The sequence below is a fragment of the Enterobacter sp. E20 genome (genome assembly GCF_000801755.2).
In the GTDB taxonomy this organism is placed as follows: domain Bacteria; phylum Pseudomonadota; class Gammaproteobacteria; order Enterobacterales; family Enterobacteriaceae; genus Enterobacter; species Enterobacter asburiae_B.
Map to the genome: position 1 here is coordinate 1,555,934 of NZ_CP012999.1, position 17,741 is coordinate 1,573,674.

Below are 17,741 nucleotides of genomic sequence, written 5' to 3' on the forward strand. Positions count from 1 at the left end.
AGGGGGCAAGGGATGTTGCTAAAGAAAGAATGTGGTCGTCAGCTGTCTGCGCTGAGTTTATGCCTGGCAGTGATGTTTGCTCCGCTGTTAACCGCCCAGGCCGACGAGCCTGAAATTGTGCCGACTGACAGCTCGGCAACGACAGGCGCGCAGCCAACGTCGTTGTCCCAGCCGCTGGAGCAGTCTCCGGCGACGGCTATCATGGCCGGTATTAAACCGCTGCCGGAAGGCATCGACGCGGAATCGCTCAGTCAGCAGCTGCAGTCGGAGCTGCCGTCAGGCTACACGCCTGTCTATATCAACCAGCTCACGCTCCTCTATGCTGCCCGCGATATGAAACCGATGTGGGAAAACCGCGATGCCGTGCGCGCCTTCCAGCAGCAGCTGGCGGAAGTCGCGATTGCAGGGTTTCAGCCGCAGTTTACAAAGTGGGTTGAGCTGTTAACCGATCCTGCCGTCACCGGGCAGGCGCGTGATGTGGTGCTTTCCGATGCCATGATGGGCTACCTGCAGTTCGTGGCGGGTATTCCGGTCAATGGCAACCGCTGGCTGTACAGCGATAAGCCGTACAAGCTGGCGACGCCGGCGCTGTCGGTGATTAACCAGTGGCAGCTCGCGCTGGACAATGGCGAACTGCCGCGCTTTGTTGCCAGCCTGGCACCGGCGCATCCACACTATGCCACTCTGCACCAGTCGCTCCTCGCGCTGGTGGGAGACACGCGTCCATGGCCGCAAATGCGCGGTACCGCGACGCTGCGTCCGGGGCAGTGGAGCAGCGATGTGCCCGCCCTGCGCGAGATCCTGACGCGTTCCGGTCTTCTTGACGGCGGGCCAAAGATTGTTCTCCCGGGTGACGATCCACAAAACGTCGCCGTCAGCCCGTCAGCGCCAGTTAAAGAGAAGAAAGCCGTTGCCCTGAGCAACAAACCCGCGGCTTACGATCGCGAGCTGGTTGCGGCCGTTAAACAGTTTCAGACCGCTCAGGGGCTGGGGGCCGATGGCGTCATTGGCCAGACGACGCGCGACTGGCTGAACGTATCGCCTGCGCAGCGGGCAGGGGTGCTGGCGCTCAATATCCAGCGTTTGCGCTTGCTGCCGGGAGCGCTCTCTACCGGAATTATGGTTAACATCCCGGCATATTCCCTGGTCTATTACCAGAACGGCAGCGAAGTGCTGGCGTCGCGCGTGATTGTCGGGCGTCCGGATCGTAAAACACCGATGATGAGCAGCGCGCTGAATAACGTGGTGGTTAACCCGCCGTGGAACGTGCCGCCGACGCTGGCGCGTAAAGACATTCTGCCGAAGGTCTGGAACGATCCGGGTTATCTGGAACGTCATGGCTACACGGTGATGCGTGGATGGAACAGTAAAGAGGCCATCGATCCTTATATGGTCGACTGGTCGACCATCACAGCGTCGAATCTGCCGTTCCGCTTCCAGCAGGCTCCCGGAGCGCATAACTCTTTAGGGCGCTACAAATTCAATATGCCGAGTTCAGAAGCGATCTATCTGCACGATACGCCGAACCACAATCTGTTCCAGAAAGATACGCGCGCGCTGAGTTCTGGCTGCGTGCGCGTGAACAAAGCCTCAGAGCTGGCCAATATGCTGTTGCAGGATGCGGGCTGGAACGACACGCGTATCTCGGATGCCCTGAAGCAGGGGGATACGCGTTACGTGAATATTCGCCACAATATTCCGGTCAATCTTTACTATCTGACGGCATTTGTGGGTGAGGACGGGCGTACCCAGTATCGTACAGATATTTACAATTATGATCTCACCGCGCGATCCGGCGCACAAATTTTGCCAAAAGCGGAACAATTAATCAGGTAAATGAAGCAGTTCGGGAAAAATGATTGTCGTAAGTTAGGGTGAATAGGGGGCAATATCGCTGTAAGCCGCATATTCACTGGGGTTGGGCGCCTTGACGTACCTGGTTTTGCCAGTTAAGGTGCCCTTCGTGCGCTAAGCATATTACGATTTCTTTTACCTGTAGACCTGATTATCATGGACAAATTTGACGCTAATCGCCGCAAACTGCTGGCGTTAGGTGGTGTTGCGCTTGGCGCAGCGGCCATCCTGCCGACGCCAGCATTTGCCACCCTCTCGACACCTCGTCCGCGAGTTTTAACGCTCAACAACCTGCATACCGGTGAGTCGCTAAAAGCGGAGTTTTTCGATGGCAGAGGCTATATTCAGGATGAATTAGCAAGACTTAACCATTTTTTCCGTGATTTCCGCGCGAATAAAATAAAAGCCATCGATCCAGGACTGTTTGATCAGCTTTTCCGCCTTCAGGGCCTGCTGGGCACCAGCAGGCCGGTTCAGCTCATTTCTGGCTATCGTTCAATTGATACCAATAATGAACTGCGCGCCCACAGTCGCGGGGTAGCGAAAAAAAGCTATCACACGAAGGGACAGGCAATGGATTTCCATATTGAAGGCGTTTCGTTAGCCAATATTCGCAAAGCCGCGTTATCTATGCGCGCAGGTGGTGTAGGATATTACCCCAGCAGCAACTTTGTGCATATTGATACCGGTCCGGTTCGGCACTGGTAATAACGAAACACAGGAGCAGTATGAACTATCGTATTATTCCGGTTACCGCGTTCTCCCAGAATTGTTCCTTGATCTGGTGCGAACAGACTAAACTGGCCGCGCTTGTCGATCCCGGCGGTGACGCTGAGAAAATCAAGCAGGAAGTCGCAGCAAGCGGCGTCACGCTGATGCAGATTTTGCTCACACATGGCCATCTTGACCATGTAGGTGCTGCGGCTGAACTGGCTGAACACTACGGTGTGCCGGTGATCGGCCCGGAAAAAGAAGATGAGTTCTGGCTGCAGGGGTTACCCGCCCAAAGCCGCATGTTTGGCCTTGATGAGTGTCAGCCCCTGACGCCCGATCGCTGGCTTAACGAGGGAGAGCGCGTTAACGTAGGGAATGTGACTTTACAGGTGTTGCATTGTCCTGGGCATACGCCAGGCCATATCGTCTTCTTTGATGACCAGTCCCGTCTGCTGATTTCCGGCGATGTGATCTTCAAAGGTGGCGTAGGACGCAGCGATTTTCCGCGCGGCGATCACGGGCAGCTGATCCAGTCGATTAAACAAAAGTTATTGCCGCTGGGTGATGACGTTACGTTTATCCCTGGACACGGTCCGATGTCGACGCTGGGCTACGAACGTCTCCATAATCCGTTCCTTCAGGATGAGATGCCTGTCTGGTAACCAGAATAAAAAAAAGCCTGCACAACGCAGGCTTTTTTATGGACGCAAATTACAGTACGGCGACAATCGCTTCGCACAGTGGCGCCATGTTGTCAGGCGTCATGCCAGCAACGTTCACGCGGCCAGAAGCCACGGCGTACACGCCAAACTCTTCACGCAGACGCAGAACCTGCTCTTTGGTCAGGCCGCTGAACGAGAACATGCCGTTCTGTTTGATGATAAAGCTGAAGTCGCGGTCCGCGCCTTTCTCAGCCAGGGTGTTCACAAACAGCAGACGCATGCGCTGAATACGCTGACGCATATCGTTCAGCTCTTGTTCCCAGATAGCGCGCAGCGCATCGTTGCTCAGGATAGTGGCAACAACAGACGCACCGTGCGCCGGTGGGTTAGAGTAGTTCGCGCGGATAACCGATTTCATCTGGCTGAACGCACGATCGACGGTCTCTTCGTTAGCGGCAACCAGCGTACAGGCACCCACGCGCTCATTGTACAGACCGAAGTTCTTGGAATACGAGCTTGCGACAATCAGCTCCTGGTGAACGGCTGCGAACGCGCGCAGGCCTTCAGCATCTTCTTCCAGACCACGGGCGAAGCCCTGGTAGGCAAAGTCAAACAGCGGCAGCCAGCCTTTTTCAACGGACAGTTTCGCCAGGTGTTGCCACTGCTCAAGCGTCGGATCGATACCGGTTGGGTTGTGGCAGCAGCCGTGGAACAGCACCACGTCACCTGCCTGCGCTTCGCTCAGGCTCGCCAGCAGGCCGTCAAAGTCGAGAGAGTGGTTTGCCGCGTCGTAGTATGCATATTCACGCACTTCCAGACCCGCAGAGTTAAACACGCTCTTGTGGTTCGGCCAGCTTGGGTTGCTCACCCATACGCGCTTAACAGAGGTGTTTTTCGCAAGGAAATCCGCCGCCACGCGCAGCGCACCGGTACCGCCTGGGGTCTGTGCTGTACGGGCACGTTTGTCACTCACAATTGCGCTGCCTTTACCGAACAGCAGCTCCTGGGTGCAGCGACCAAACTCAGGGATACCATCAATACCGAGGTAGTTTTTGGTGGTTTCGTTTTCCAGCAGATACTGCTCAGCTTTCTTAACGCTGGTCAGTACCGGAGTTTTGCCGGTTTCATCTTTATATACACCAATACCCAGGTTGATTTTGCCAGGGCGGTCGTCGGCACGAAACAGATCGGCCAGGCCCAGAATAGGGTCGGCAGGAGCGGCGGTAATGTTCTCAAACATGACGAAGTTCCATTGTGATTACAGAAGTGAAATCCGCTATCAGGTTAACGGTAGATTTACAAAATGCCAACCGTTTGCGACGAAAAGCGTGCGGCTTTTCAAAAGTCGCCATTATTTTCTGTCACGCATAAAAAAACAGGGCCGAAGCCCTGTTCATTAAGCATATAACAAAGTGGTGTACTGATTAGAACTGGTAAACGATACCAACTGCAGCCTGGTCGTCAGTTGCCAGCTTAGCAGATTCAGAGTAGGCATTGTCGTCCAGCAGGTTGAATTTGTACGCAGCGTACACGTTCATGTTCTTGTTGAAGTAGTACCAGGTACCCACTTCGATGTATTTCACCAGGTCAGCATCGCCACCGGTGAAGGTTCCGCGTGCTTTCAGGTCTTTACCTTTAGACTGGACGTAGCCCAGGGATGGACGCAGACCGAAGTCGAACTGGTACTGAACAACGGCTTCGATGTTCTGAGTTTTGTTCGCGAAGTTGTTATCAGCTTCACGCGTCATGTTAGTGGTTTCAGCATACTGAACCGCTGCATAGATGTTATTCGCATCGTATTTCGCTGCAGTGGACCATGCTTCCGCACGATCGCCGCCTGCGCTTGCCCAATCAGCGGAGTTGCCAGCGGCAACCTGCTCGTTGGTGCGGTCAGCAGTTTCATAACCCGCTGCCAGCGCGAAGCCTTCGCCCAGTTCGTACTGAACAGAGGAGCTGAAGCCGTCGCCATTACCTTTAGCGCCGTTACCGCCGCGGCCAACGTTGATCAGCTGACCATTGTCGGTGTAAGTTGCAGCAACAGCGTTGCTGCGCTCGTTTTTACCCTGATACTGAAGGGCAAAGCTCAGGCCATCAACTAGGCCGAAGAAGTTTTTATTACGGTAGGTCAACAGGCCAGAAGCACGGCCGTTCATGAAGTTATCAGTCGCAACCCATGCGTCGCCGCCCCATTCTACCAGCATATCGGTATATGCTGCCGCGTCATAAATAGCGCCGTAGTTACGACCGTAGTCCAGAGAGCCCGCGTCGCCGAAGTTCAGACCAGCAAATGCCAGACGGGTTTTAGTACCCTGAGAACCTTCTGCGTTAGACGCGTCCATGTTGTATTCCCACTGACCGTAACCAGTGATCTGATCATTGATCTGGGTTTCACCTTTGAAGCCGATACGGGCATAGGTGGTATCTTCGTTGCTGGTGTCACCGTTGGTGGTCCAGATGTGCTCACCTACAGCTTTACCGTAGAAGTCCAGCTTGTTAGCGTTTTTGTTATAGATTTCTGCAGCGTTAGCTGCACCGGCTACCAGCAGGGCAGGGATTACCACTGCCAGAATATTGCGCTTCATCATTATTTATTACCCTCATTGGTTTTTTTATGACACTCGCCACTGCCGTCAATAAATTCTGTCAATAAATATTTCCGGAACTATTGATGAGAGTTTGGTGTCTTTATGTATCTGACAGGCATCTTTCCATTCGGCGAAGCGTTTCGCTAGCCTGAAAGTGCTACAATTCTCAAGATTAAGTAACCGAAAGAAAATATGTGTAACCAAATATGTATTTTTCGGAACTTTGTGAACCATCTCAAACTTCAGAACACCCTGGCGAATTAAACAGCAAATCCTATCCTATATATATGAATTCCTTATGATTAATTGAGATAAAGGCGATTCGTATAAACAGACCTTAAACGGCTCGTTTTTTCTTATGACTGCAAAAGGCCTTCCGGATGGCTGTAAAAGTGGTTGAAATTTGTGCTATCGCCTAAGGGTGTAATAATCGCAATAAGAATGGGGTTTATTTTTTGTGGCTGGATATTTCGCGGAAACAAAACGTAACAGGTAGTGGTTGTGACGGGGGGAAGGTTTAAAGACGCTGACTTTGCGCTGACGAAAACTGACAAAACAGAATAAAATAATGGCCAGCATCTGCTGGCCATTTCAGTCTTTTACCGATTAGAAGCTGGCGTTACGTGGAGTACGTGGGAACGGGATCACGTCTCGTACGTTCTGAACACCTGTAACGTAGGCAATCAGACGCTCGAAGCCCAGACCAAAACCGGCGTGCGGTACGGTACCGTAACGGCGCAGATCGCGGTACCAGCTGTAGTCAGCGGGGTTGAGGCCCATCTCTTCCATACGCGCGTCCAGCACGTCAAGACGTTCTTCACGCTGAGAGCCACCGATGATTTCACCAATGCCCGGCGCCAGTACGTCCATCGCTGCCACGGTTTTACCGTCTTCGTTAAGGCGCATATAGAAGGCCTTAATGTCTTTCGGGTAGTTTTTAACGACAACCGGCGCTTTGAAATGCTTCTCGGCCAGATAGCGTTCGTGCTCAGACGCCAGGTCAACGCCCCAGTAAACCGGGTTCTCGAACGTCTCACCGCATTTCTCGAGGATCGCGACCGCGTCGGTATAGTCCACCTGCGCAAAGTCGGCAGAGACGAAACGCTCCAGACGCGCTACAGCATCGCTGTCTACGCGTTCTGCGAAGAATTTCATGTCGTCAGGACGCTCTTCCAGCACCGCTTTGAAGACATACTTCAGCATGGCTTCTGCCAGGCCAGCGACATCGTCGAGGTCTGCAAAGGCCACTTCAGGCTCCAGCATCCAGAATTCCGCCAGGTGACGGCTGGTGTTGGAGTTTTCGGCGCGGAAGGTTGGGCCAAAGGTGTAGATCTTAGACAGCGCACAGGCGTACGTTTCGCCGTTGAGCTGACCGGATACCGTCAGGAAGGCTTCTTTACCAAAGAAGTCTTTGTCATAGTCCACTTTACCTTCAGGCGTGCGCGGAAGGTTTTCCATGTCCAGCGTCGAGACGCGGAACATCTCACCGGCACCTTCCGTATCGGACGCGGTGATCAGCGGGGTAGACACCCAGAAGTAACCCTGCTCATCGAAGAAACGATGCAGCGCCTGCGCCAGCGTATGACGCACGCGCGCCACTGCACCAATCAGGTTGGTACGCGGACGCAGGTGGGCGACTTCACGCAGATATTCGATGCTGTGGCGTTTTGCCGCCATCGGATAGGTATCCGGATCTTCAACCCAGCCGGTGACTTCAATCGCAGTGGCCTGAATTTCGAAGCTCTGGCCCTGACCCGGTGAAGCCACAACCACGCCGGTAACAATGACGGAGCAACCCGTTGTCAGTCGCAGAACGTCATCATTGTAATTGGGCAGAGAATTATTAATGACGGCCTGTACAGGATCAAAGCAGGAACCGTCATAGACGGCGAGGAAGGAGATGCCAGCTTTAGAATCTCGGCGGGTACGCACCCATCCGCGCACGGTGACTTCCTGGTCAACGGCGACACGGCCCTGGAGTACGTCGGCTACAGGCACAACGCTCATAATATTCTCTCTGTTAATAGTCGGAAAAAATAAACACTTGTCCACCCTTATGGGGGGATATCTATGTTACCTGCCATCCGCTATCAGACAAGTAAATTTCGCAGTCAAAAGAGAAGAATTGAGAAATAAATAAGAAGAAGGGAGCCATAAAGGCTCCCGTAAGCGCTTAACTGGCTTTTTTGATCAAGGGGAGGTCGAACGCTTTGCGCAATGCGCGGACAAACGCTTTGTCATGGCAGATGGTTTTACCCGGGCTGTCGGAGAGTTTTGCCACCGGCTTGCCGTTACATTCCACCAGTTTGATGACGATATTCAGAGGTTTTACCTGAGGAATATCGCAGGTCAGACGGGTACCAATCCCGAAGCTCAGGTTCACACGGGTATTGAAATGGCGATAGAGGTCGACCGCTTTCGCCAGGTCGAGATTATCCGAGAAGACCAGCACTTTGCTCATCGGGTCAATGCCGAGTTTTTGGTAATGGGCAATGGCTTTCTCACCCCATTCAACCGGATCCCCGGAGTCGTGGCGTAACCCCTGGTAACGTTCAGCGAACTCGGGACCAAAGTCGCGCAGGAAAGCATCCATCGTAATACAGTCGGTGAGGGCGATCCCGAGCTGATTCGGGTACTCCTCAAGCCATGCGGCCAGCGCCGCGCGCTGGCTGTTAGCCAGATCGGGGCTGATCTGCTGATGCGCCTGGAACCACTCGTGTGCCTGGGTGCCCATTGGCGTCAGGCTGAGGCGTCGTGCCAGATCGTAGTTGCTGGTGCCCACGAACCACGGCTCCTGCTGCAGACGTTTAACGATGGCCTCCTGAACGTCACGCGAGAAACGGCGACGCGTGCCAAAGTCCATCAGGCGGAAGCGGGACATGTCCAGCCCTTCGGTCAGCGTGGAGAAGGCTGCGAGTTTATTTTCCAGCGCGGCAATCGCCTGCTCGACGCCTTTTTCCGGCGAACGGTAGCGGTGAGCCAGTTCACTGATCACCGCCAGAAGCGGCACTTCCCACATGATCACTTCCCGCCACGGACCTTCAAGGCGAATATCCAGCTTGCCGTTATCGTTAAGCACGGTGACCTGCTCCGGCTTATAGCGGAAATCGCGCAGCCAGTTCAGGTAGTCGGCTTTGAAGAAGGGCAGGCCAGAAAGCCACTGATATTCCTCGTCCTGCAGCGTCAGATGCTGCATAGCATCGACCTGTTCACGAATGGCGTCTGCGTAGATACCGAGCAAGTCGTCGCCACGACAGCGGAATTCCGCCGCGACGTGAACGTCATAGTAATGGTGGAAAACGGCTTGCTGCATATGCAGTTTATACGCGTCGGTATCCAGCAACGTATGCAGAACTGGAGAAGCGAATTGAGTCATAGGTGCGCAGTAGCATCCTCTCACAGGAGCGTTTAGTACAATAAACAACTCCGGAGTATACCTTGTTTAGTGATTTATTGAACCCCGATCACAACATAAGCGCGTTTTATGGTCGAGGGCATTTTGTGCCCCGTGTTATACAAATGTAGCAAAAAAAAGGTTTTGACCCTGAAAAGATGAACATTCTGCATAGCGCGATTTGCGCAACAGGAATATATTGAAACGTTACTCGACAAACGATGCATAAGGTTTTCTATGACACAACAGCCACAAGCCAAATACCGCCACGACTACCGTGCGCCGGATTACCTGATTAGCGAAATCGATCTGACTTTTGACCTGGATGCCACTAAAACCGTTGTCACGGCGGTGAGCCAGGTGACGCGCCATAGCGCAACTGCGGTGCCGCTGCGTCTGGATGGTGAAGACCTGACGCTGGTCTCCCTGCATATTAATGATGAAGCCTGGTCAGACTATAAAGAAGAAAACAACCAGCTGGTCATCGACAACCTGCCGGAACAGTTTACGCTGCGCATCGTGAATGAAATCAGCCCAGCCGCCAACACCGCGCTGGAAGGGCTTTACCAGTCGGGCGTGGCGCTGTGTACCCAGTGTGAAGCGGAAGGGTTCCGCCACATAACCTGGTATCTCGATCGTCCGGACGTCCTGGCGCGCTTCACCACCAAAATCATCGCCGATAAAACCCTGTATCCCTTCCTGCTCTCTAACGGTAACCGCGTAGGCGAAGGCGAGCTGGAGAATGGCCGTCACTGGGTGCAGTGGCAGGATCCCTTCCCGAAACCGTGCTACCTGTTTGCGCTGGTGGCGGGGCACTTCGACGTGCTGCGCGACACCTTCAAAACGCGCTCAGGCCGCGAGGTGGCGCTGGAGCTGTTTGTTGACCGCGGCAACCTTGACCGCGCGCCGTGGGCGATGACCTCCCTCATCAACTCCATGAAGTGGGACGAAGAGCGCTTCGGCCTCGAATATGACCTCGACATCTATATGATCGTCGCCGTCGATTTCTTCAACATGGGCGCAATGGAGAACAAAGGCCTTAACGTCTTTAACTCCAAATACGTGCTGGCGCGTACCGATACCGCAACGGACAAAGACTACCTTGATATCGAACGCGTTATTGGCCACGAATATTTCCACAACTGGACCGGTAACCGCGTCACCTGCCGCGACTGGTTCCAGCTGAGCCTGAAAGAGGGCCTGACCGTCTTCCGCGATCAGGAATTCAGCTCCGATCTGGGTTCACGCGCGGTGAACCGCATCAACAACGTGCGTACCATGCGTGGCCTGCAGTTTGCGGAAGATGCCAGCCCAATGGCGCACCCGATCCGCCCGGATAAAGTCATCGAGATGAACAACTTCTACACCCTGACGGTGTACGAGAAGGGCGCTGAAATTATCCGCATGATCCACACCCTGCTGGGCGAGGAGAACTTCCAGAAAGGGATGCAGCTGTACTTCGAGCGTCATGACGGCAGCGCGGCCACCTGCGACGATTTTGTGCAGGCGATGGAGGATGCCTCTAATGTCGATCTCTCTCACTTCCGCCGCTGGTACAGCCAGGCCGGGACGCCGGTTGTCACCGTCAAAGACGATTACAATCCGGAAACCGAGCAGTACACCCTGACCATCAGCCAGCGCACGCCGCCGACGGCGGAGCAGGAAGAGAAATATCCGCTGCATATTCCCTTCAGCATTGAGCTGTACGATAACGAAGGCAAAGTCATCCCGCTCCAGAAGGGCGGCCACCCGGTACACCACGTGCTGAACGTGACTCAGGCCGAGCAGACCTTTATCTTCGATAACGTCTACTTCCAGCCGGTGCCTGCGCTGCTGTGCGAATTCTCCGCGCCGGTGAAGCTGGAATACAAGTGGAGCGATCAGCAGCTGACGTTCCTGATGCGTCACGCGCGTAACGACTTCTCCCGCTGGGACGCGGCGCAAAGCCTGCTGGCGACCTACATCAAGCTTAACGTAAACCGCCATCAGCAGGGCCAGCCGCTGTCGCTGCCTGTCCATGTGGCTGACGCGTTCCGCGCGATCCTGCTGGATGAGAAGATTGACCCGGCCCTGGCCGCTGAAATTCTGACCCTGCCGTCAGCGACTGAAATCGCCGAGCTGTTTGACATCATCGACCCGATTGCCATCGTGGCGGTGCGTGAAGCGCTGACCCGTACGCTGGCTGCAGAGCTGGCCGATGAGTTCCTGGCTATATATAACGCCAACAAGCTTGACGCTTATCGCGTTGAGCACGCGGACATTGGTAAACGTTCTCTGCGCAATACCTGCCTGCGCTATCTGGCGTTTGGCGAAACCGAGCTGGCGAACACCCTGGTGAGCAAGCAGTATCACGAAGCGGATAACATGACCGACGCCCTGGCCGCGCTGGGCGCAAGCGTTGCCGCCGAACTGCCGTGCCGCGATGCGTTAATGCAGGAGTACGACGACAAGTGGCATCAGGATGGCCTGGTGATGGACAAATGGTTCATCCTGCAGGCGACCAGCCCGGCGGCCGATGCGCTCAGCAACGTGCGCAGCCTGCTGAAGCATCGCTCCTTTACCCTGAGCAACCCAAACCGCGTGCGTTCTCTGATTGGCGCGTTTGCCAGCAGCAACCCGGCCGCGTTCCACGCCGAAGACGGCAGCGGTTATCAGTTCATGGTGGAAATGCTGACCGAGCTGAACAGCCGTAACCCGCAGGTGGCGTCGCGCCTGATTGAGCCGCTGATCCGTCTGAAACGCTACGATGCGAAGCGTCAGGCGAAGATGCGTGCCGCGCTTGAGCAGCTGAAAGGGCTGGAGAACCTGTCTGGCGATCTGTACGAGAAGATTGCTAAAGCCTTAGCGTAATAAAAAATTGCCCGGTGGGCAGGTAAAAGCAAAACGGCAACCTCGGTTGCCGTTTTTTGTGTTTTCTCCCCGTGGGAGAGGGCCGGGGGTGAGGGCATCAGGCATTAGCCTTGGCTCGCTGTAACTCCGTCCCCCCGCGCTTCATCACCCGCTCCAATACCTCAGCTTCCAGCTCCGCCAGCCTTGCCGAGCCCACGCGACGAGGCCGCGGAAGATCCACCGTCAGATCCAGACCTATTTTCCCGTCCTCAATTAGCAGCACCCGGTCAGCCATCGCGACGGCCTCGCTCACGTCATGCGTCACCAGCAGTACCGTAAAGCCGTGCGCCTGCCAGAGGGATCCAATCAAATCCTGCATTTCGATCCGCGTCAGGGCGTCGAGCGCGCCGAGCGGTTCATCAAGCAACAGCAGGCCCGGACGGTGAATCAACGCGCGCGCCAGCGCCACGCGCTGCTTCTGCCCACCCGAGAGGGCGGCAGGCCATTCGCCCGCACGATTTTCCAGCCCAACGGCGGCCAGCGCCTGGCGGGCTTCATCCCGCCAGCTGCCCTTCAGACCGAGCCCCACATTGTCGATAACCGTTTTCCACGGCAGCAGGCGTGCATCCTGAAACATCATGCGGGTATCGTCCTGAATATTCGAAAGCGGCGTCGTTCCTGCCAGAATGTCACCGCCGTTGGGGGATTCCAGTCCGGCCAGAAGCCGTAGCAGGGTACTCTTGCCGCCGCCGCTGCGACCAACAACGGCCACAAATTGTCCGGCGGGAATATGCAGATCCAGCCCGTTAAGAATGGTGTTTTCGCCGTAGCGTTTGGTCACGCCGTTCAGCAGTAACGGCGTTCCCTGGTTCAGTCGTGCAGTGTTCATGCTTTCGCCTCCTGAAGGGTATAGGCCGGGTTCCAGCGCAGCCAGCTGCGCTCCAGCCACTGGGCGCTGACGTCGGCGAGCTTGCCGAGCAGGGCATACAGAATGATGGCAACCACCACCACGTCCGTTTGCAGGAATTCGCGGGCGTTCATCGCCAGGTAGCCAATGCCTGAGTTGGCCGAGATGGTCTCCGCCACAATCAGCGTCAGCCACATCAGGCCGAGCGCAAAACGCACCCCGACCATAATGGAGGGCAGGGCGCCCGGCAGGATCACGTGAATAAAGAGGGAAAAACCGGACAAGCCGTAGCTGCGCGCCATCTCCACCAGACCGCGATCGATATTGCGGATGCCGTGCCAGGTGTTGATGTAGATCGGGAACAGCGTGCCCAGCGCCACGAGGAAGATCTTGGCGCTCTCATCAATACCAAACCACAGGATAACCAGCGGGATCAGCGCCAGATGCGGCACGTTGCGCAGCATCTGAATAGAGGTATCCAGCAGCCGCTCGCCCCAGCGGGAAAGGCCGCTGATCAGGCCCAGTACCAGACCGATGCTGCCGCCGATGGAAAAACCAATCACGGCGCGCCAGGAGCTGATCGCCAGATGCTGCCACAGCTCACCGCTGACGCTCAGCGACCAGAACGCCTCAACGACGCCCTCCGGAGAGGGCAGAATGCGGCTCGACAGCCAGCCGGTGGACGACGCGAGCTGCCAGAGAGCCACAATGCCGACGGGTAAAAACCACGGCGCGGCGCGCAGCAGCCATTTTTGGGAGGTGGCAGACATGGTCACTCCTTAGCTCTGTGCGGCTTTGCGTGGAATAAACTCGTTCGCCACGGCTTCGCCCTGAAGCTGAAGCCGCTGCGGCTGCGGAATTTCAGGAATGGCAACATCCAGATGCGGGAATAACAGCTCGCCCACCTTGTACGCCTCTTCCAGATGCGGATAGCCGGAGAGAATAAAGCTGTCGATACCCAGGTCTGCGTATTCATTAATCCGGGCGGCTACGGTCGGTCCGTCGCCGACCAGCGCCGTGCCCGCCCCGCCGCGCACCAGGCCAACGCCCGCCCACAGGTTCGGGCTGATCTCCAGGTTCTCGCGCTTGCCGTTGTGCAGGGACGCCATTCGGTGCTGTCCGACGGAGTCGGTTTTCGCAAACGCGGCCTGCGCCCTGGCGATGGTCTCATCGTCCAGGTGGGAGATCAGGCGGTCGGCGGCCTGCCAGGCTTCTTCATTGGTTTCACGCACGATCACGTGCAGGCGAATGCCGAAGCGCACCTTGCGGCCATGGGCGGCCGCTTTAGCGCGTACCTGGGCAATTTTTTCTTTCACCAGCTCAGGCGGTTCGCCCCAGGTCAGATAGAGATCGACCTGTTCTGCCGCCAGATCCTGGGCCACATCCGACGATCCGCCAAAATAGAGCGGCGGTCGCGGCTGCTGTACCGGCGGGAAGTAGAGCTTCGCGTCACGAACGTGAATATGCTTGCCTTCAAAGGTGACGGTTTCACCTTCCAGCAGACGTCGCCAGACGCGGGTGAACTCGGCGGAGGCTTCGTAGCGCTCGGTATGGTCGAGGAACACCCCATCGCCCGCCAGCTCCTGCGGGTCGCTGCCCGTCACCAGGTTAAACAGGGCGCGACCGTTGGACAGCCTGTCCAGCGTTGCCGCCTGACGCGCCGCCACGGTGGGGGAGACCACGCTCGGGCGTAACGCAACCAGGAACTTCAGACGCTGGGTGACCGGGATCATCGATGCGGCCACCAGCCAGGCATCTTCACATGAACGTCCGGTCGGGATCAGCACCCCGGTGAAACCGATTCGGTCCGCCGCCTGCGCAATCTGCTGCAGGTAGCCGTGGTCAACCGGGCGCGAGCCCTCTTCTGTACCAAGATAGTGTCCATCACCGTGGGTGGGTAAAAACCAGAAAAGATTCAGACTCATGATTTAGCTCCTTCTTTGCCTGCGGGCTGCCAGATGCGTTCGCGAATAGTGACCTGTTTCGGCACCAGGTGGTTTTGATAGAAAAGGTCAGCCGTTTGTTGCTGAAGCGCAGCGACGTGCGCGTCCACGGGCGTAATGGTGGTCGGCGGACGGTGGTTGAGATAGCTCGCGATCACCGGCTCAGGTAAGCCCATGGTTTTCGCCAGCAGGGCAATGCTCTCCTGACGCTGGGTCTGGGTCAGCGCATCGGCCTGGGTAAAGGTATCCAGTACGCCCTGAATAAATGCGCCGTTCTTTTCCGCATAAGGACGCGCGGCCAGATAGAACGAGCCGGTCTGCTTCAGCGTGGTACCGTCTTTCAGCACGCGAACGCCGCCCTGCAGCAATGCGGCGGAGTAGTACGGATCCCAGATGGCCCAGGCATCAACGTTCTTCTGCTGGAACGCGGCGCGCGCGTCGGCAGGCGTCAGGTAAACGGGCTGAATGTCAGTGAACTTCAGCCCGGCTTCCTGCAGGGCACGCAGCAGCAGGTTGTGCGAGCTGGAACCTTTCTGGAAAGCCACTTTATGCCCTTTGAGGTCGGCGACGCTTTTAATGTCGCTGTTTTCAGGCACCAGGATCACTTCGGCCTTCGGTTTGGGCGGCTCAACGCCAACATAGACGAGGTCCGCTCCCGCCGCCTGGGCGAATATCGGCGGAATATCACCCGTGCTGCCGAGATCGATACTGCCGACGTTCAGGGCCTCCAGCATCTGCGGGCCAGCCGGGAACTCCACCCAGGAGAATTTGGTGTCCGGGAAGCGTTTTTCCAGAAGCTGATGGCTTTTCGCCAGCACCATGCTGACGCTGCCTTTCTGATAGCCAATGCGCAAACTTTCCGGAGCCGCTTCTGCGGCATGGGCCAGCGAGGTAAGCGCCATCAGACCTGCCAGGCCGATGCGGGTTAACGTTTTAAACATGTGCGACTCCTTGAGGCTGACCAAACGCCGGGGCCTGGATATCCCTGCGGTGCAGGGCATGCCAGAAGGTTTCCAGGGCAGTATCGAGGCGGGTTTGCAGGTTCGGCGTAAAATGAGGTTTATGTTGATAATCGATAACCTGGGAGTCATCTGCGAAAACGCCGTGGAGGATCTCCTGCGCTTTCAACGCGTTCAGCACCGGCTTCAGGGCATAATCCACGGCCAGTAAATGGGCCACCGTACCGCCCGTTGCCAGCGGCAGCACGACTTTGCCGTCCAGGGCGCGTTCCGGAAGCAGATCGAGCAGGGTTTTCAGTGCCCCGGAAAAAGAGGCTTTATAAATAGGTGTTGCCACAATTAAGCCGTCAGCGCCGTTAAGCTGCTCGATGAGCGTTTTCAGCGCTGGGCTGTCGAAGCGGGCGTAGAGCAGATCTTCAGGTTCGAAGTTATGCAGGTTCCAGTGGCACACTTCCACATCCAGGGCATTGAGTTTTTCGCGGGCATATTCCAGCAGGGCGCTGGAGCGCGAAGGGAATCGTGGACTTCCGGCCAGGGTAATGACGCGCATACTTCCTCCTTATAACCAATTGTTTGCTTTTATCTAACATTCATAACAATTTTCAGGAGTGTGACACCGCGCGGTTATTCCACTAAATGATTTATCTGCAATTAAAATGCGAAAAAGTGCATAAGAAATAGACGGGGAGGTAAACGATTGCGTTTTACGCTGATTTTTTGCCGCAGGTCAATTCCCTTTCGCGCGTGGATCGCCCATAATCCCCTCCCGGTTTGCACACCGGGAATCCAGGAGAGTTCATGTACTACCCCTTCGTTCGTAAAGCCCTTTTCCAGCTCGACCCTGAGCGCGCTCATGAATTTACATTCCAGCAATTACGTCGTATTACCGGAACGCCGCTGGCCGCTCTGGTGCGTCAGAATGTGCCGGAAAAACCTGTGCAGTGCATGGGTCTGACCTTTAAGAATCCGCTGGGTCTGGCGGCCGGTCTGGACAAAAATGGCGAGTGCATTGATGCCCTGGGCGCGATGGGCTTTGGCTCCATTGAAATCGGCACCGTCACGCCGCGCCCGCAGCCGGGGAATGACAAGCCGCGCCTGTTCCGCCTGGTTGAAGCCGAAGGGCTGATCAACCGCATGGGCTTTAATAACCTCGGTGTTGATCACCTGGTTGAGAACGTAAAAAAAGCCCATTTTGACGGAATATTAGGCATCAATATCGGTAAAAATAAAGACACGCCGGTAGAGCAGGGTAAAGATGACTATCTGATTTGTATGGAAAAAGTCTACGCCTATGCCGGTTATATCGCGGTGAATATTTCTTCACCCAATACTCCGGGTCTGCGTTCCTTACAATATGGCGAAGCGCTGGACGATCTTCTGAGTGCCATTAAAAATAAACAAAATGAACTCCAGACGATCCACCATAAATATGTTCCGGTCGCGGTTAAGATCGCCCCGGATCTTTCTCCTGAAGAATTGATCCAGGTTGCCGACAGTTTGGTTCGCCATAATATTGATGGTGTTATTGCGACCAATACCACTCTCGATCGTTCCCTCGTGCAGGGAATGAAAAACTGTGACGAAGCGGGTGGGTTAAGTGGACGTCCGGTGCAATTAAAAAGCACCGAAATTATTCGCGCCCTGTCTGCGGAATTAAAAGGACGTCTGCCGATTATTGGCGTCGGCGGCATTGACTCAGTGATTGCTGCGCGCGAGAAGATGGCGGCAGGTGCGTCACTGGTGCAAATCTATTCCGGCTTTATTTTTAAAGGACCGCCGCTGATTAAAGAAATCGTTACTCATATCTAATCTTTTCTCTTAATCAGACAACCAGGGCTTTATTTCCAGCCCTGGTTGTTTTATATTCCGTCACTGTTGCTTATTTAGTCATTAT

14 protein-coding genes are annotated in these 17,741 nt (G+C 55.6%); 5 read left to right on the plus strand and 9 right to left on the minus strand.

Going from position 1 to position 17,741, the window contains the following annotated elements; genetic code table 11:
* The first annotated feature begins 12 nt into the window (after positions 1 to 12).
* The 3 genes from ldtD (at position 13) to NI40_RS07210 (ending at position 3,230) form a co-directional block, all read left to right on the plus strand.
* Positions 13 to 1,836, plus strand: coding sequence for a L,D-transpeptidase (ldtD, locus tag NI40_RS07200; RefSeq protein ID WP_039261590.1), 1,824 nt, complete (start codon positions 13 to 15; stop codon positions 1,834 to 1,836).
* Between the two features lie 174 nt (positions 1,837 to 2,010).
* Positions 2,011 to 2,562, plus strand: coding sequence for a YcbK family protein (locus NI40_RS07205; protein WP_023311008.1), 552 nt, complete (start codon positions 2,011 to 2,013; stop codon positions 2,560 to 2,562).
* Between the two features lie 20 nt (positions 2,563 to 2,582).
* A complete protein-coding gene (locus NI40_RS07210) occupies positions 2,583 to 3,230 on the plus strand; it encodes an MBL fold metallo-hydrolase (protein ID WP_023311009.1) in 648 nt (215 codons plus the stop codon).
* Positions 3,231 to 3,279: 49 nt separating this feature from the next.
* Here NI40_RS07210 and aspC read toward each other — a convergent pair whose 3' ends face one another.
* The 4 genes from aspC to pncB all read right to left on the minus strand — a co-directional run bounded on the left by aspC (position 3,280) and on the right by pncB (position 9,191).
* Positions 3,280 to 4,470, minus strand: coding sequence for an aspartate transaminase (aspC, locus tag NI40_RS07215; protein ID WP_033145106.1), 1,191 nt, complete (start codon positions 4,468 to 4,470; stop codon positions 3,280 to 3,282).
* Positions 4,471 to 4,654: 184 nt separating this feature from the next.
* On the minus strand, positions 4,655 to 5,815 hold the full coding sequence (locus tag NI40_RS07220) for a porin (protein WP_039261591.1): 1,161 nt from the start codon (positions 5,813 to 5,815) through the stop codon (positions 4,655 to 4,657).
* A gap of 606 nt (positions 5,816 to 6,421) precedes the next feature.
* Positions 6,422 to 7,822, minus strand: coding sequence for an asparagine--tRNA ligase (asnS, locus tag NI40_RS07225; protein ID WP_032658183.1), 1,401 nt, complete (start codon positions 7,820 to 7,822; stop codon positions 6,422 to 6,424).
* 166 nt (positions 7,823 to 7,988) lie between these two features.
* Entirely contained in the window at positions 7,989 to 9,191 is a 1,203-nt protein-coding gene (pncB, locus tag NI40_RS07230) for a nicotinate phosphoribosyltransferase (RefSeq protein WP_039261593.1), read from the minus strand.
* A gap of 255 nt (positions 9,192 to 9,446) precedes the next feature.
* Between pncB and pepN the strand changes: the two genes are divergently transcribed.
* Positions 9,447 to 12,059 carry an aminopeptidase N gene (gene pepN / locus NI40_RS07235; RefSeq protein ID WP_039261596.1) on the plus strand — a complete coding sequence of 871 codons (2,613 nt, stop codon included), beginning with the start codon at positions 9,447 to 9,449 and terminating at the stop codon, positions 12,057 to 12,059.
* Positions 12,060 to 12,156: 97 nt separating this feature from the next.
* Here the strand turns inward: pepN and ssuB are convergent, their stop codons facing one another.
* The 5 genes from ssuB to ssuE are packed head-to-tail and all read right to left on the minus strand — an operon-like array spanning position 12,157 to position 16,397.
* Positions 12,157 to 12,927, minus strand: coding sequence for an aliphatic sulfonates ABC transporter ATP-binding protein (gene ssuB, locus NI40_RS07240; RefSeq protein WP_039261598.1), 771 nt, complete (start codon positions 12,925 to 12,927; stop codon positions 12,157 to 12,159).
* Positions 12,924 to 13,715, minus strand: coding sequence for an aliphatic sulfonate ABC transporter permease SsuC (gene ssuC, locus NI40_RS07245; RefSeq protein WP_023311016.1), 792 nt, complete (start codon positions 13,713 to 13,715; stop codon positions 12,924 to 12,926). The genes ssuB and ssuC overlap by 4 nt, the downstream gene beginning before the upstream one ends.
* A gap of 9 nt (positions 13,716 to 13,724) precedes the next feature.
* The gene (gene ssuD / locus NI40_RS07250) at positions 13,725 to 14,870 is read right to left on the minus strand and encodes an FMNH2-dependent alkanesulfonate monooxygenase (RefSeq protein ID WP_039261601.1); all 1,146 of its coding nucleotides are present in this window, start codon (positions 14,868 to 14,870) and stop codon (positions 13,725 to 13,727) included.
* Positions 14,867 to 15,829 (minus strand): sulfonate ABC transporter substrate-binding protein, encoded by a 963-nt coding sequence (locus NI40_RS07255; RefSeq protein WP_039261603.1) that lies wholly within the window; start codon positions 15,827 to 15,829, stop codon positions 14,867 to 14,869. Before NI40_RS07255 ends, ssuD begins: the two co-directional genes overlap by 4 nt.
* Positions 15,822 to 16,397, minus strand: coding sequence for an NADPH-dependent FMN reductase (ssuE, locus tag NI40_RS07260; protein WP_023335146.1), 576 nt, complete (start codon positions 16,395 to 16,397; stop codon positions 15,822 to 15,824). Before ssuE ends, NI40_RS07255 begins: the two co-directional genes overlap by 8 nt.
* A 248-nt stretch (positions 16,398 to 16,645) precedes the next feature.
* On the opposite strand from ssuE, the gene pyrD reads away from it, so the two are divergent.
* Positions 16,646 to 17,656 (plus strand): quinone-dependent dihydroorotate dehydrogenase, encoded by a 1,011-nt coding sequence (pyrD, locus tag NI40_RS07265; protein ID WP_023311019.1) that lies wholly within the window; start codon positions 16,646 to 16,648, stop codon positions 17,654 to 17,656.
* Positions 17,657 to 17,741: the final 85 nt, after the last annotated feature.